Source organism: Pseudomonas bohemica (assembly GCF_002934685.1).
Lineage (GTDB): Bacteria > Pseudomonadota > Gammaproteobacteria > Pseudomonadales > Pseudomonadaceae > Aquipseudomonas > Aquipseudomonas bohemica.
In genome coordinates this window covers 316-15,764 of sequence record NZ_NKHL01000075.1, presented here as the reverse complement: position 1 = coordinate 15,764, position 15,449 = coordinate 316, and the positions used below count along the sequence as shown (strand labels likewise).

At 59.4% G+C, this 15,449-nt stretch carries 12 protein-coding genes and 1 pseudogene; 4 read left to right on the top strand and 9 right to left on the bottom strand.

All coding sequences use genetic code 11. The annotated features are described in order from the left end of the window. Positions 1-254: 254 nt before the first annotated feature. Positions 255-1,433 carry a sugar transporter gene (locus CE491_RS03050; RefSeq protein ID WP_110946892.1) on the bottom strand — a complete coding sequence of 393 codons (1,179 nt, stop codon included), beginning with the start codon at positions 1,431-1,433 and terminating at the stop codon, positions 255-257. Positions 1,434-1,791: 358 nt separating this feature from the next. On the opposite strand from CE491_RS03050, the gene CE491_RS03045 reads away from it, so the two are divergent. Next, positions 1,792-4,455 (top strand): autotransporter family protein, encoded by a 2,664-nt coding sequence (locus CE491_RS03045; protein ID WP_110946891.1) that lies wholly within the window; start codon positions 1,792-1,794, stop codon positions 4,453-4,455. 128 nt (positions 4,456-4,583) lie between these two features. On the opposite strand, the gene CE491_RS03040 is transcribed toward CE491_RS03045, so the two are convergent. Then, positions 4,584-4,937 (bottom strand): hypothetical protein, encoded by a 354-nt coding sequence (locus CE491_RS03040; RefSeq protein ID WP_199884961.1) that lies wholly within the window; start codon positions 4,935-4,937, stop codon positions 4,584-4,586. A 335-nt stretch (positions 4,938-5,272) separates the two neighbouring features. Here CE491_RS03040 and CE491_RS03035 point away from each other — a divergent pair, with 335 nt between their 5' ends. Together CE491_RS03035 and CE491_RS03030 are read left to right on the top strand one after the other, a co-directional pair. Continuing rightward, a complete protein-coding gene (locus tag CE491_RS03035) occupies positions 5,273-6,472 on the top strand; it encodes a phosphotransferase (RefSeq protein WP_110946889.1) in 1,200 nt (399 codons plus the stop codon). A 4-nt stretch (positions 6,473-6,476) separates the two neighbouring features. Beyond that, positions 6,477-6,860, top strand: coding sequence for a nuclear transport factor 2 family protein (locus tag CE491_RS03030; protein ID WP_199884960.1), 384 nt, complete (start codon positions 6,477-6,479; stop codon positions 6,858-6,860). Between the two features lie 49 nt (positions 6,861-6,909). Here CE491_RS03030 and CE491_RS03025 read toward each other — a convergent pair whose 3' ends face one another. From CE491_RS03025 to CE491_RS03010, 4 genes are read right to left on the bottom strand one after another with little or no spacing between them, the layout of a single operon-like run. Further along, complete coding sequence (locus CE491_RS03025; protein ID WP_110946888.1) at positions 6,910-8,232, bottom strand: MFS transporter; 1,323 nt, start codon at positions 8,230-8,232, stop codon at positions 6,910-6,912. Beyond that, positions 8,216-9,958, bottom strand: a complete 1,743-nt coding sequence (locus CE491_RS03020; RefSeq protein ID WP_199884959.1) for an FAD-dependent oxidoreductase — start codon at positions 9,956-9,958, stop codon at positions 8,216-8,218. The genes CE491_RS03025 and CE491_RS03020 overlap by 17 nt, the downstream gene beginning before the upstream one ends. After that, entirely contained in the window at positions 9,955-10,764 is an 810-nt protein-coding gene (locus tag CE491_RS03015; RefSeq protein WP_110946887.1) for an SDR family NAD(P)-dependent oxidoreductase, read from the bottom strand. Before CE491_RS03015 ends, CE491_RS03020 begins: the two co-directional genes overlap by 4 nt. A gap of 42 nt (positions 10,765-10,806) precedes the next feature. Continuing rightward, positions 10,807-12,168, bottom strand: coding sequence for a DUF1329 domain-containing protein (locus CE491_RS03010; protein ID WP_110946886.1), 1,362 nt, complete (start codon positions 12,166-12,168; stop codon positions 10,807-10,809). Positions 12,169-12,370: 202 nt separating this feature from the next. Here CE491_RS03010 and CE491_RS03005 point away from each other — a divergent pair, with 202 nt between their 5' ends. Then, positions 12,371-13,198, top strand: a complete 828-nt coding sequence (locus CE491_RS03005; protein ID WP_110946885.1) for a tyrosine-protein phosphatase — start codon at positions 12,371-12,373, stop codon at positions 13,196-13,198. On the opposite strand, the gene CE491_RS03000 is transcribed toward CE491_RS03005, so the two are convergent. The 3 genes and pseudogenes from CE491_RS03000 to CE491_RS02990 all read right to left on the bottom strand — a co-directional run. Then, a complete protein-coding gene (locus CE491_RS03000; RefSeq protein ID WP_110946906.1) occupies positions 13,179-13,778 on the bottom strand; it encodes a TetR/AcrR family transcriptional regulator in 600 nt (199 codons plus the stop codon). The genes CE491_RS03005 and CE491_RS03000 overlap by 20 nt on opposite strands. A 359-nt stretch (positions 13,779-14,137) precedes the next feature. Then, complete coding sequence (locus CE491_RS02995) at positions 14,138-14,923, bottom strand: HAD-IIB family hydrolase (protein ID WP_110946884.1); 786 nt, start codon at positions 14,921-14,923, stop codon at positions 14,138-14,140. Between the two features lie 62 nt (positions 14,924-14,985). Beyond that, a pseudogene (locus CE491_RS02990) lies at positions 14,986-15,281 on the bottom strand (transposase domain-containing protein); the annotation flags it as partial. Between the last annotated feature and the right edge of the window lie 168 nt (positions 15,282-15,449).

The window sequence follows — 15,449 nt, the reverse complement described above, 5'->3', positions numbered from 1 at the left end:
TCGTGTTTGGGTGTGAGGTGATAGTACGCCTCTGAATAATGAGCGGAAGGCAATCGCGAGAATGTTGGTTATCGATAGGAATGATGGTGGGCGCGGGAACGATCCTGGGGTTGATTGTCAGCGGGGTTAGAGAGCAGTAGGGCGTCTTGCCGGCTGACTTTTCGCTTCGTCGACGTCGTAACCTGCGACGTCTACAAGGATTGCCGCAAGCCTCGGCAGTTGCGGCAAGTGCCCTGTCGGTCCGGTGTTATGACTCAGGCGCGAATGGCCTCGCCATACCGGTACGTCGCCAGGCATGCCAGCAACAGGCCACTGAGTGCCACCAGACCGCCTACCAGCCCGATATTGGCGATGCCCAGTTGGCTGATCACCATGCTGCCCAGCAGCGCGCCGCCGCCGATGCCAACGTTGTAGATGCCGGAGTGCAGCGCCATCGCCACATCCGTGGCATCCGGTGCCATCGCCAGCACTTTCGCCTGCATGACCAGGCCGAAACACATGATCGCCATGCCCCAGACGATGCTCAGCGTCGCGATCCACGAGGCCTTGCCGGACAGCGGCAGCAACAGGACCAGACACACCGCCAGTGCGCCGATGGCCGTGATCAACAGTCCCCGTGGATAACGGTTGTTGTAGCGGCTGAATACGATCGAGCCGAGGACTCCGGCGCCGCCGAACAGCAAGAGGACGATGGTGACCATCTCGCCATCCATCTTTCCGACAATCTGTGCGAAGGGTTCGATGTAGCTGTAGGCAGTGAACTGTGCGGTGATCACCAAGGCCGTCAGCACATACAGCGACATCAACGCCGGGCGCTTGAACAGGACCGGCAGGCTGCGCAGCGAGCCGGAATTCTGGCTCGGCAGCAGTGGCAGCGACTTGATCAGCACCAGTACGGTCAAACCTGCCGCGCCGGCAATGGTCAGAAACGTCGTACGCCAGCCCAGCGCTTCACCGAGCACGCGGCCCAGCGGGATGCCCAACACCATCGCCAGCGAAGTGCCCGTCGCCAGTAGCCCCAGCGCCTGAACCTGCTTGCCTGCAGGTGCCACACGCACCGCAAGAGACGCAGTGATCGACCAGAACACGGCATGCGACAGCGCAATGCCGACGCGGCTGACCAGCAACATGCCAAAGCTCGACGCAATGCTCGACATCACGTGGCTGATGATGAACAGCACGAACACGAACGTCAGTAACTTGCGCCGCTCGATGTTGCGCGTCATCAGCATCATTGGCAGAGACGTCAGCGACACGATCCACGCGTAGACCGTCAACATCAGCCCAACCTGCGCGGTGGTCATGTCGAAACTGTGGCCGATCGCGCTCAGCAGACCGACCGGCACGAACTCGGTGGTGTTGAAGATAAAAGCCGCCAGGGCCAGCGCGATTACGCTGAGCCAACTTCCAGTGCGAGCATCGGTGGTGTTCATTTAAGGACGCGTCAGCCTCAAGGAAAAAAACGACAGGGCCGCCGAACTCACCTACCGAATACCGACAAGCAGAAACGCCGCACAGGGTTGGAAACCGAGGCGGTGCATGCAGTCAGCAAAATATTATGGGTATGGGAGGTACGACCAGATGAGGGGCAGTCTACGCGCTTGTTAACGTTGTCACAACGCGTCGAACGTGCGGCAAAGTGGCTCATGGGGTCAATGGCGTAGCTTGACAGTTACCAATGAATATCCTTATCTCAAAAAAGGAGTATCAACTCGGTGCCATCTGACGCATTAGGCAGCGGTCATTAAAAGGAATTAATCCGCTTTGGGTCATGCCCAAAGGAGTATTCTGATGAAGCAGCCCTTCAGGGCGGGCGTCAGCAATATTCTCTATATGTCTTGCGTATCTATGTTGTTATTGCCGGTCACGGAGATTAAGGCAGCTTGCACACTGACAACCGGTGCAGGCGACGACAGCTATGTTTGTGACAGTGGTAGCAGTTCCTCTCTTACCGATTTATCGGGCAACAATCGCTTGAGCTTCCCCAAAGGGGGCACTGGAACCATCAACGGCAATGTGCAGTTCGGTCCAGGGGCTGATTTGTTGCTGATGGATTCTGGCACGATCCAGGGTTCCGTTACCGAGGGCGATGGCACCAATACTGTCCGCATCAGCGCGGGCACCATTGCCGGTGCTGTCTCGCAGGGCGCGGCACCCGATATTTTCCAGATGACTGGAGGCTCTATTCAGTCGTTGGCGCAGGGCGATAGTCGCGACACGTTTTTCATGAGCGGTGGAACCATCGTTGGGGCCTTCGAAGACGGCGATGTGGCGACCATGACGGGTGGCAAAATCGGTCGCGTCGACATGAAGCTCGATAACAATATCTTCGACATGTCGAACGGCCAGATCGTCGGCAATCTGGTGACCGGCTTTGGCCGCGACACCATCAGCATCTCCGGCGGAACCATCGGCGGCAATGTCAGCGTCAGTGGCGGCAACGACAACATCAGTGTGACGGGTGGTGTGATTTCCGGAGAAGTCCGCGCCAGTGCGGGCAACGATACATTCAGCTGGGACGGGGGAGGGCAGATCAAATCTTCGGTCCTGATGGGTGATGGCGACGATATAGCGCGGGTCGCCAACCTGACGCAAAGCACGCTCGCCCCGACACCTTCGCTCGATGGCGGCCTGGGCGCCGATACCCTGACCTTCAGCAACACCTCATCAGCCAACCCGTCGCGTTACGTCGGTTGGGAGACAGTCAATCTCAACGATCAGTCGACTTTCAACCTCGGCGCAGGCGGCTTTTTCCTCGGTGACAGCACGAGTACCACCGGCACATTCAATGTCGATAGCTCCAGCACGCTGACCGCGACCCAAGGCTCGATTCGGCCCTATGAGGCGGACCGGCTCGCAACGCTCAACAATGCCGGGATTATCGACATGGCCCGCGACAGCTCGGCTGCCAGCGATACGCTCAGCGTTTATGGCAACTACGTCGGCCAGGGTGGGCAATTGTTGGTGCAAACCGTGCTGGGTGATGACACGTCGGCCAGCGATAAGTTGGTGGTGTCCCAAGGCTCGATCAGCGGCAACACGCAATTGGGTGTGACAAACCTGGGAGGCCTGGGCGGGCTGACTCGAGCCAACGGCATCGAAGTCGTTGAGGCGCGCAACGGGGCGACCAGTACCAACGATGCCTTTGCGCTGAAAGGCACTCTCTCAGTTGGCGCTTATCAGTATTACCTGTTCAAGGGCGGTGTGACCGCAGGCAGCGAGAACAACTGGTACCTGCGTTCTTCGGTGGCGGCTGTGGGATTGTTGTCAACCCCGCCCGCGCCGCCAGCCGTGGCAGTGCCACCCCTCACGACGCCGGTCGCCGCACCCCCGCCAACCGTCGATCCCGACGAGCCGCCTGTGGAAGCGCCAACCGCCGCCCCGGTTGCTCCTCGAGATCCTCCGGCAGCGCCCTCGACGGCGCAAGCGACCACTTCGCCAGAACCTGCAGCCACCACGCCGCCCGTTCCGCAAGCCACGCCAGGCGCCGATCCGATCCCGCTCTACCGCCTGGAAGTCCCGGTTTACTCGGTCGTCGTTCCTGCGGCGCAAATGATGACGCTTTCTGCATTGGGGACTTTTCATGATCGTCAGGGCGAACAAAGTCTGTTGACCGAAACGGGCGTCGTGCCCGCCGGTTGGGCACGCATTTACGGCAGCGACATGCGCAAAAGTTGGTCAGGCACCGTATCGCCACGCATTGACGGCTCAAGCCAGGGCTATCAGATCGGTCACGATCTTTATGCCTCGACGACTGATTCCGGCCTGCTGCAGCGCTTCGGATTTTTCGTCGGCCAGAGCCGTTTACGAGGCGACGTCGATGGCTTCGCCGAAGGCTTCCAGCACCGCAAGGCGGGCCACCTGAAGCTTGAAGGTGATCATTACGGCGCCTACTGGACCCTTTCGGACCCCCAAGGCTGGTACCTCGACGCCGTCGCAATGGGTACCCGCCTCAGCGGCACCAATCGCTCCGACCGTGGCGTCAAACTCGACACCGAAGGCCGCGCCGTCACCCTCTCGCTGGAAAGCGGCTACCCCCTGCCGATCTCCGAACATTGGGTGCTCGAACCGCAAGTCCAGGTCATCCACCAGAGCGTGGACCTCGACAAGCAGAACGACGGCATCTCCGACGTCTCCTTCGACTCCCAGGACTACTGGACTGGCCGCGTTGGCGCCCGGCTCAAAGGTCGTTATCTGGTCAATGACACGCCGATGGAGCCCTATGTACGGGCCAATGGCTGGCACACCTTCGCGGGTAAAGACACCGTCACCTACAACGGCGTGGATCGGATCAAGAGCGAGCATAAGTCATCCAGCGCCGATGTGGGGGCTGGGGTGGCGGCGAGGTTGTCGTCGAGTGTGAGTGTGTATCTCGCGGTGGACTACGACACCAATCTGGACAGTGAATCGCTTGAGACCGTGAGTGGGACTTTGGGCGTCAGGGTGAGTTGGTGAGTCAAAGATCACTACGGCTTTTGCGCTGAAAACACGCCGTGAATAAAACCTCTCAAACGAGAAAAAAGCCCTGAATTTTGCTGGAAATTCAGGGCTTGGCGTGGCTGTACGCGTTACAGACTCAGGACCTAAGCCTTGTCACAAGTCAGTGTCGCCTTGAATGTGGCGCTGGCGTAATTGCCCGGCAGGCTCAGAGGCGCGGATTCGTGCGGTTCGATCGTGACCGGGCCGGGCGTATCGTCAGTGGTTTCGGCAGGCCCGGCCTTCAACTCGCACCGCACCTTGCTCGATGTATTGTTGGTCACTTTCGTGACTTGTGGCCCGCTTGATGCACCCGGACCAGTACCGCCGATAGTCCCACCGGCGACCTGCGTGGTGATGTCCAGACCGTTAAAGTTATTTTCTATTTCGGCTTCATCAGCGACAGCGCCGAGAGGCAGAAATGCGACGAGCAAACACAACATTAAGGTTCTATTTTTCATTTTTGTTACCTCGAAATTGAGCCAACTGAATAGTCGCTCTGAGTGTTGATCTACGCGCCCCACTTGAGTTCATCTGGAAACAAGGCCGCCGGGCGGGCGCTTTGCACGTTCGCGAGATGCGCGAAGAGGGCCGCCGACCCACGGCTGCCGGAACTACGGCGGATGTTTGAACGTGCCGATGGCCCGCCTGCGTTTGACCGTTGGTCAAACAACTCCGGGGCGTGCAGGCGGGTTTTGTCTTGTTGGGCGCTTTGTGCTGGTCGACACTTCGCCTGCGGTTCAGGCGTTGTAGCGCTGAATCCCTGGTCTTTCGCCGAACAGAGATAATTAAAACAATGACAATCATCAAAGCTCCCCTGGCAGAGCGTTTGTACCCCGCACGCGTGGGCCGACTGCCACGCCACCTGCATGAAATTACCCCGCAATGGCTCACCGGCGTGTTGGCCAATCGCTACCCAGGCATCGTTGTCCAGAACTTCGATACGGTCGAGGTGCGCAACGGTCATACGACCAAGCTGCGCCTGGCCCTGGAGCTTAATGATGTTGGCATCGCCGCAGGGATTCCCCGGCATGTCTGCCTCAAATCCAACTGGTCGGAAGGCTTCGAAAGTGGCGAGATTTGTGAGCTTGAGGCGCGCTTCTATCACTTCATGCGTGATCACTTGCAGACACCCATTGCCGATTCGTATTTCTGCGATTGGGACGGCGACGGTGGCGGTCGCGGCGTTGTGATGATGGAGGACCTGGCGTTGGCGCCGGGCGAGTTTGGTCACAGCACCCATCACCTTGGCGTAGACGGTGTGGCCAAAGGACTGGAGTCGCTGGCGATGCTGCATGCGGCGCAATGGAACAGCCCGCAGTTGAAGGCGCAGCGCTGGCTGGCTGCGTCGATGGCGCACCCTGTGGACTACGACCAGTTTTTGCGCATGTACAACTACATGCGTTTGAACCTGCGCAAAACTGAGTATCAGGCGATTCTGCCGCAGTGGATGTACGACACGCCGGAGCTGTTTTCCCATGCGTTCGATGAGTTAAGCACGTTCGAGCTGGAGCAAAAGCAACCCATTTGCCTGGTGCATGGCGATTCGCATCAGGGCAACAGTTTCTTGCGGCACAACGGCGAGCGGGTCTGGCTGGACTGGCAACTGGTGCGCAAGGGCACGCCTTGGCGCGACATCGCTTATTTCATGCTGGGTGCACTGACCATCGAAGAGCGACGTGCCAGCGCTTGGGATCTGGTCGAAATCTACCGGGAGAAGCTGATCAGCCTTGGCGCCGAGGGCGTGCTCGACCAGAACGCGGCGTGGGAGCAGTTCCGTCGTTGGCCGCTGTACGGGATGCAGGCCTGGCTGGCTAATGTCGATGAGTGGGGGCAGCAAAACGGCGTCGAGATCGTCGATCGTTTCTTTACCGCGGCCGAGGATTTCGAGTCGATAAAACTGCTGACCGCCGGCAAAAAACCGCGTCGCAGGCCCAAGCTGGGCGAAAACGCGCGCCAGGTGGTTGCGCATCTGCAGCACTTGCTGGAGGACTGAGACGATGAGCATGAGTATTACTGAAGCGAACAAGGCCTTGGTGCAGCGCTACTCGCAAGCGGTGATCGACGGCGATATGGACACGCTTTTGGCGTTACAGCATGCCGATGTGAAATGGTGGGTGCTGGGGCGCGGCGAGCTTGACCGCGAGACGTTCAACGCCGCCGTGCGCAACGGTCTGCTGAGCGCGAAAAAACGCTCGGTGGTGATTACCGGGCTGACGGCCGAAGGGGATCGCGTCGCCTATGAAGCGCAGGGTGAGATGGTTTTCGAGGATCGGGTGTACCGCAACACCTACCACAACCTGTTGGTGATTCGTGACGGGCTGATCGTTGAAGGTCGCGAATACATGGACACGATGGCGTCGACCGAGGCGCGGCTGCGTTGAATCAATCGGCGCCAGCCCGGCTGCCGGCTGGCGCGAAGGGTCGCCTGACTCAGGTGCTGGACGCAGTCTGCGCCGTCATGGTCTTGGCGGGCTGTGGGTGCTCAGTGTTGGCGAACACCGGGTAGCGCCCCATCGCCAGCATCAACAGCGCGCCTACCGCGAATCCGGCCATGCAAAACATCAACATCGCGTGATAGGAGCCGGTCTTCTCGAACAAGGTGCCGAACAGCACGGGCGAAATCGTGCTGCCGATAGCGGTGAAGCTCATGTGCAAGGCAAAAATCCGGCTGTAATCCCGCAAGCCGAAATAGCGCGCCATCAAATAGGACGCCACGTCCATCTCGGCGCCCGCCCCGAGCCCTGCAAAAACACAGGCCAGAATCAGCAGCGGAATGTGCGCACCGACGGTGGTGAACAACAGGCAGCCCAATGCCGGCAACATCAGCACGAAGAACGCGACCCCCGGCACCCACAGTCGATCCACCAAATAGCCGATGATCAGTCGCCCGACGATCAAGGACGCGCCGAAGGCACCGAATACGCTGGCGGCCTCGGCGGCAGACAACCCGCTGTCGCGCATCAGGGGCACTGCATTGGTGATCATCCCCATCATCCCGAGCACGGCGAGAAAGAACGCGCAATTGGCGATCCAGAAGCGTACCGAACGCAGTGCTTCACGCAGACTCAACCCGGTCAGGCGCCCCGTTTTCGATGTGTCGACCAAGTCCTTTGGATGATCAGTCGAAACCGGGACCGATGAACGCAACCAGAGCAGCGACAGCGGCAGAGTGATCATCAGCGGCAGCGCCGCCAGCCCCCAAAACCACGCACGCCAGCCCCACTGGCTGATCGCCCAGCTCAATAACGAGGGCAAGATCAGCGCCGTCAGTCCGGTACCGCAGAGGATGATCGCCAGCGCCAGGCCTCGGTTCTTGTCAAACCACAGACACGTCAATTGCGTCCAGGTGACGTGCAAAGTACCGACTCCGGCGAACGCCAACAACGCGAAGCCGAGGTTCAATTGCCAAAGGTGGCCTGTGTTGAACGTCATCAGCACGTATGCCAGCGGCAGCACCAGCAACGAAACGAGTGTGACGGGCCGCAGGCCGTAACGTTTGTTCAGCCAGCCAGCCAATTGAAAGGCCACCACTGAGCTGGCGTACTGAAAGGCCGCTGCGGACTGAATCTCCCCGCGTGACCAGCCGAACGTTTCCTGCAACGGCAGCACCAGCGTGCCGAATGCGTAAATGGGTGCAACACCTACCGAGGTTGCAATGCCGATCAACGCAAGAATCAAGACCCTCCAACCCTGGCCGAACTCGGTCCAGTCGACCGCTATCGAGACCTTGGGTTTGTCAGTGGACGTGACCATCGAGCGACTCCTTTTCTTGTTGTTGTGATGCTGGCCGGGGTGATGCGGCTATTTCTTCCGTCGCCAGGTGCATGCCCGCGAGATAACCGAAAGTCAGGCTCAAGGTGTTGTTTGCGCCATTGCCCGGTGCGCGGCCGCGCCACAATGAGTTCATGTCCAGGCCCACCGCATGCAGGCCAGGGATCGGTTGGTCGTCGGCGTTGAGCACGCAGGCGTTGTGATCGATGCGCAGGCCGACGGTGGTCGTTGAATCGCCGGGGAAAATCTTCACGGCGTAGAACGGGCCATCATTGAGCGGCCCGAGGCACGGATTGGGCTGATGCGCTGGATCACCCAGCGGCAGATCACCCTTGTCGCGGCCACGGTGGAAATCGTCATCCACTCCCGCCAGCGCCTGCGCATTGAAGCGGGCAACGCTCGCCAGCAGGTTATCGGGGCTCACGCCGATGCGCGACGCGAGAGCTTCCAGCGTTGGCGCTGTGAGGATGTAGCCCAGGCTAATCAAGCGCTTGAGCCCCCAACCACCGGGACGCACCAGCCCAAGGCCGTATTTTTTGATGAAGTGGCGGTCACAGATCAAATGCGCAGGGACCGAGCCGGTACGGTGCATGGGTTCTACCAGATTGGTGGCGGCTTCGTTGCCGAACCGCTGCCCGTGTTGATTGACAGCGATGCACCCCGGTTTGCCACGGTCCATGTACAAGTGCGGAAACTTGCGCAACTTGCCATTGGCCTGACGCAACACCGACACGACGACCCACCCGGCATTGCTCAGATTCTCTCCATCGAAGCGACCTCCCACGCTTTGCGCCTGCTGGAGCCCGTCGCCGGTATTGCCTTCAGGCACCAGCGAAACATGGTGCTCGGCAAACGGAAAATACGCTCGACGCATCACCTCGTTGGCGGAAAAACCGCCCGTGGCCAGCACCACCCCGCGTCGCGCGCGAATCTCGATGGGCCGCCCTGCGCGCAGCGCAATGACACCTTTGACTGCGCCGCCTTCATTGATTAATTCCAGCATCGCCGTGTCTTTCCACAACGTGACGCCGGCATCGAGTGCCGAGCGCAACAGCCTCGCCGCCATCGCGTTACCCATGGTCAAGCGAGTGCCGCGCGGATGACGCAGCCGGTCGAACGCAAAGCGCAGCGCCAGCCTGGCGACGTGTCTGAAGGACTTGAATGATTGGGTGACCCGGGCGATATGCGGCATGTCGGCAATCGCGAACATCATCCCGCCAGGTGCGTTGAATTCAGTCAGCGGCGGGCGTAACTGGGTGAAATAGTCTTCCAGCTCACGACCGTCGAACTCCACCGGGCACAGTAAACGCCCATCGGTCGATGCCCCTGAGAGCTGGGGATGCCAATCGGCAAAGCCGCGCTGCACGGCAAAGCGCGCACGCGTGTGGGCGTGCAGGTAATCGACCATGCGTGGCGCGGCATCGATGAAAGCGCGCAGCAAATCCCGGCGCACGGTCGGACCCACCACCGCCTCGGCATACTGCAACGCGAGCTGAGGGTCATCCTTAAGCCCGGCTTCGCTGGCAAGTCGGTTGCAGGGCACCCAAATGCCGCCGCCGGACAGCGCCGTCGTGCCGCCGAAGTACTCGGTCTTTTCCAACAGCAGCACGCGCAACCCCTCAGTTGCGGCAACCACGGCGGCGGTCAGGCCCGCCCCTCCGGAGCCCACCACCACGACATCGGTTTCGATTATTTGCCTATCGCTCATGGCGTCGATTCCTTGCCTGTGGGATGCAGATTCGCTTCGGCGTAGTGCGGTTGGCAGCTGTTCTTTCCGCCATTGATTTCGATGCATTCGCCGGTGATGTAACCCGACTCGTCTGAGGCCAGAAACGCCGTCAACGCGGCAATGTCTTCAGGCGTGCCCAAACGTGGCGTGAGTACGTAATGGCGGGCAATCGCCAGTATGTCGGGGGCGGTGGCGCGCATCGCGGGGGTGACAATGACGCCGGGCGCGATGGCGTTGCAGCGCACACCCTCGCGGCCATACTGTGCGGCGATGTAACGGGTCATGTTGATCACCGCCGCCTTGCTGGTGCCGTAGGCGATACGCACTCTGTCCCCGCGCAGGCCCGAGCCGGACGCCGTGTTGATGATCGACCCACCACCGGTTTTGATCATGTGTGCGATGGCAAAGCGGCAACTGAGCATGTAGCCGGTCAGGTTCACGTCGAGGGTCTTGCGCCAGACCTCAAGCGGGATATCCAGCAAGCTGAGGTCTTGCCCGTGTGTTTCGGGATCGGTGATCGCGGTGTTGTTGTGCAGGATGTCGAGCCTGCCGAAGTGCTGCACCGTCTGATCGACCATGGCCCCGATGCTTGCGGCATCGGCGGCGTCGAACCAGACCGCCAGGCCGTTGCCGCCCAGCGCAGCCGCCGCACGTTCGGCGGCCTGTAGATTGATGTCGGCGCACACCACTTTCGCGCCTTCGTTTGCCAGCCGCAGGGCGGTTGCAGAACCAATGCCGCCGCCACCACCGGTGACGATCGCCACCTTGCCTTCAAGTCGTTTCATCGTATGTCCTCATGCGTTCGGGGTTCGTCGTTCAGCTGCGGCTCAACGCTGTGTCACCCTGCCGACGATGGCTTCGGGGTTCATCTGCATGTTGGGCGGCGCTTGAGTGACGAAAGTCATGCTGCCGATGAGGAAGTCGTTGATGACGCCATACATGTTCTTGTTGAAGTCGAAAATGGCGTTTTTGGTGGCGTACGGGATGTCCTTGTCGTAGATCTGCACCCCGGCCATGTACATCGTGCGGTACAGGTGATCCTGCTGATCCCAGGCGTCATACAGACCAGCGCCGAAGGTGTCTTCGTCGATGTAATAGCGACGTTTGCTGTAGACGTGGCGCATGCCGGGCTTGAGGGTCGCTTCCACCACATAGACGCGATGCAACTCCCAGCGCTCGACTGCCGGGTTGACGTGGTTCTTCATGAATTGCTCGGCGGGCTTGATACCGAAATACCATTTGTAGGCGTTGTACGGGATGTACATCTCCTGGCGACCCACCAGCTTGAAATCGAAACGATCCTGGCTGCCGCAGAACATTTGCAGTTCGTCGAACAAGGTCACACCGCCCTGACTGGCGACCGGCGTGTCATAGGCGAACTCCGGTGCCAGCTTGACCCGTCGCTGTCCCGGCGAATAGCTCCAGGCACGGCGCGGTTTCTGAGTAGGGTCGAGGAAGTCGGATATACCGCTCATCTCACCGGCCCGCCGCGCAGGTTCTGTATTGACCGTCCACACCCGGGTGTAGACGCCCGGGTCGCGATCACTGAGCTGAGTCTGGTAGTAGGGAGATTCTTCGTAGCCCTCTTGTTGCGCGGCTTTGGTCACGCTGCCGTTGGCGTCGACGATCCAACTGGTGTGCCGATCCGCCATGCCGGTCGGACCGGTTTTGTAGCGCAGCAACTGGTTCCACATCATTTCGTTGCCGGTCTTGGCAATCGGGAACGGCAAGCCACCTCGGCAAGCAATGTCCACCGACAGACCGCCATTATTGGTCGAGCAACCGGTGGCATTGCGCACGGTCGCCTTGAGCATCTCTTGCGGATACGCCGCAGTGCGATGGCTGGGGTAGACATCCATGTACCACGTGTCCGGGTATTTGCTGAGCAACAGCTTTTGCCCTGCACTCAATTTATCGGCGTATTGATCGACATTCTTCGCGGTAATCCGGAACAACGGCTTTTCATCGCGGAAGGGATCGGTCCAGAAACCGCCGGGTTTATAGTCCGCTGGCGAGGTGCGCAGGCCGCCTTCATACGGCGGAATCGTGCCTTGGGCGTTGCCCGCCTTGATGGCACCAAACTCGGTCAGGGTGGTGCCAAGCTGTTTCGCTTCGTCGGCGGTTACGGCAGCATCAGCCAGCGTCGCAGTGCCACTCAGGACAATGCACAGGGCGAGGGGGAATCTCATGGAAACAGTCTCCGTTTATTGGATTTATAAGGAGTTTTATCTGCGCGGGATGCCGTTGCATCGCCACCTAACTTAGCCAATAAACGTCGCCGCGACCGTTCAAGCGTTTTACCAACGGTGAAACGAATACAGCCCGGCGCAACTGCTCTTCAGGTCGCTCGGCGCTAACCTCTGGGCTCAGCTCAACAAGGAACGATTGGCGATGACCACACCCTGCAATCCCTCTTTGGCGAACGCCGATTCACTCCAGACATTGCGTCTCTCGGGCACCGACAACTTTCGCAGCTTGATGGGCATGCCGACGGCCAGCGGGCAACGCATCGCCGGGCACGCGGTATTGCGCTCGGATCAGTTGCATCAGCTGGATGAGAGCGCCTGGCTGACGTTGAAAGAACTAGGCGTGAAAACAGTCTGCGACCTGCGCAGCCTGGGCGAGCGTGAGCGATACCCCAACCGTCTGCCCGAACACGGCTTGCGTCAGTTGATCCTTGAGGTGATTGCCGACGTGCGCGCAGATCCAGGTTTCGTCGAGCGGCTGGCGGAGGACCCCAGCGCTGAAAATGCCGAAAACATGATGCTCGATATCTACCGGCGTTTCCCGGCCATGCTCGCGCCGCATCTGGCTGCGTTGTTCGGGCTGTTTGAGTCAGGCGATGTGCCAGTGTTGATCCACTGCGCGGCAGGCAAGGACCGTACGGGTTTCGCCGTGGCCATGCTGCTGCACGGCCTTGGGGTTTCGCAGGCGGACATCCTTTCCGATTACCAGCGCTCGGGCCGGCGCTTCGCGGACCTCGATCCTGTGCGTCAGGAGGCTATGGCCCATGGCGTGTTCAGGCTGGCCAGACAATCGGTCAGCGAGGCCGCAATGGATACCGTACTGGACGCACGACCGTCTTACTTGCTGGCGGCCTTCGAGAGCATCCATCGCCAGTATGGATCGATCGATGAGTACCTGCAGGCGCATGCCGGTCTTGATCGAACCGCGCTGGCGCGACTGCGCGCGCGCTGGCTTACGCCCTCGCTTGAGTGATGCTGGCGAGAATGAAATCCGCCGAATAGCGCCGCCAGGTTTCAAGCCCCTCGACCGACGTGGTGTCCATCCCGGCAAGCGCTGAAGTCGAATAACCGTTGGTGAACCAACCGGTGGTCAGCAGCGCCGCTGCAGCGAGAAATAACCGGGGTTCAATGCCAGGTTTGAAATCTCCGGATTCGATACCGCGCTGCAGCACCTTGCCCGCCTTGTCGATCATCAGCGGCGTCGATTCAAGGAAGCGGTTACGCGGCGTGTCATGGCCGCCATGATACCGAATGCCCTCCTGGGCCAACTTGCCCAGCAGAGGATCGTTGCAATACTGGTCGAAAAACTGATTGAGCAGTGCTCGCATCGCTTGCGCAGGCGGCAGATGATCAACCTCCAGCCCCGCCAGTTCGGTGTGAATGTTTTGCGAGGTCTCATCCAGCACTGCAACGAACAAACCTTCCTTGGAGCCGTAGTAGTGGTAAACCAGTTGCTTGGTGACGCCGACTTCTTTGGCGATTTCTTCTACTCTCGCGCCGGCCAGCCCCTTGGCCGAGAATTCCTCACGCGCTGCCGCCAGCACCCGGCTCATGGTGTTGCGTTTGCCCGATTCAACGATCTTTTTTTCCACCTTATTATTCTCCGTTGTATTAAGTGGGGCCCCAGAGCCTGAACCGCGGCAGGGTTCCTGCAGTGCTTATGCCATACAGGCAGCGAGACGGGCTAGACCCTCGGTCTTTGACCGTCTTTCAACCAGGCGTGTCGCGTGAACACGGAAAATCATTCTCAAAAGGCTGGGAATATACGAGTTTAAAGATGAGATCGGAGGTAAGGCTCAAGCCGAAACAGCTTCCCAACTGCAAAGCGGTGAGGTTGCAGTCTCATCATATTTTAGCCTGCGGTGCAGGCTCTTGCCGGCCAGGGCAGGGCTTGAAAGTTATGTGCTCTTGTCTAAAGAGCCCGCCCCCTCAGAATCGCATCCGCTGCTTCGACGAATCCGCTCCCACCAGCACCGGCGCTAACCCAGGCCGGCTTGAAAGGCAGTTCGTCCAGACAATCATGGATAGTGCTGACACCTAAGGTGTGTTTGAAGTGCCCAAACATGGGGGCATCGTTCAGTGAGTCACCACTGTAAAAAACTTGGTTTTGCTCCTGATCCGCTACCAAACCATAAACCTGCCGCAATATTCGCTGAGCCATAGTTAACTTGTCGTAGCTTCCAAACCAGGCAAGAGCCCACAGGTTATTGAAGGTGTGCTCGGCTCCAGCTTCGATGATCACCTGACTCAGTTGTTGCCGTTTTTCACTTTCATGCGGAATATCGAAGGCAATGCTTGTCTGTCTGAAACTTTGATCTGCGGCAAGCCGGGCCCACGGGACTTGTTCGCGAATGGTTGATATCAGTAGTTCCCTCTGCTGCCGTGCCCGCTCAGCTGCTTGCCCCTGATGCCAATATTCACGCTCCAGGTGGTGAGGATCCTCGCTTCGGCGGAAAAACAAACCTCCATTTTCTCCAATCACACCGTCCACAGGCCACATTCGTGCCATCTGGTCGCACCACCCAGCGGGCGCCGCTGTAACTGGGATTACGCGAATGTCGGCGCGTTGCAGGCGCTCCAGCGCGCTATACGTTTCAGCCGCAAGTCGACCTTTAAAGGTCAGGGTTTCGTCCATGTCGGTAAGCACGAAACGGATATCTTTGAAATTTTCAAGGTCACATTCGGCCAAAGGGCGCATCTATAAGACTCCACTTCGTACGGATTTCCAAAGTCAGCAGGTACCCACTGATGTGGTAGCCATTACCCAATTTCATTCGCGCGCTGCGTCGGTAGCCGCGTGAGACGTCCTTCAGATACGCATACGAGTCATGCCCATTCTTACGTGCCGACGGGATCAAGTCCATGATCGCGGCCGCCAGTTCGCCATCGCGCAGTGACGCTGCAAACAACCAGTTCAAGCGCCTAAACGCTCACGGTCGGATCAAAATTCTCAATTTGGCTGTTATCGAAGGGCACGGCACCATTTTGCAGATACCAGGGCATCAGCGCTATCCAGCGTTTTGGGCTGTAACCAGTGCCTCGGCCGTGGCCGACCCTCACGCGCGGCTGGTAACCCGTCTCCATCATTGAGGACATAGTCCTTGTCTTTCGGCTTTACCGCTTTGGGCTGGCGGTCAGAGAGGCGGGCGGTTTTGGTTGCCTGTCTGCATATATCCCATATTCGTCGATAGGGCCTGATATCAGGACACCGGTAATAGCGGGAC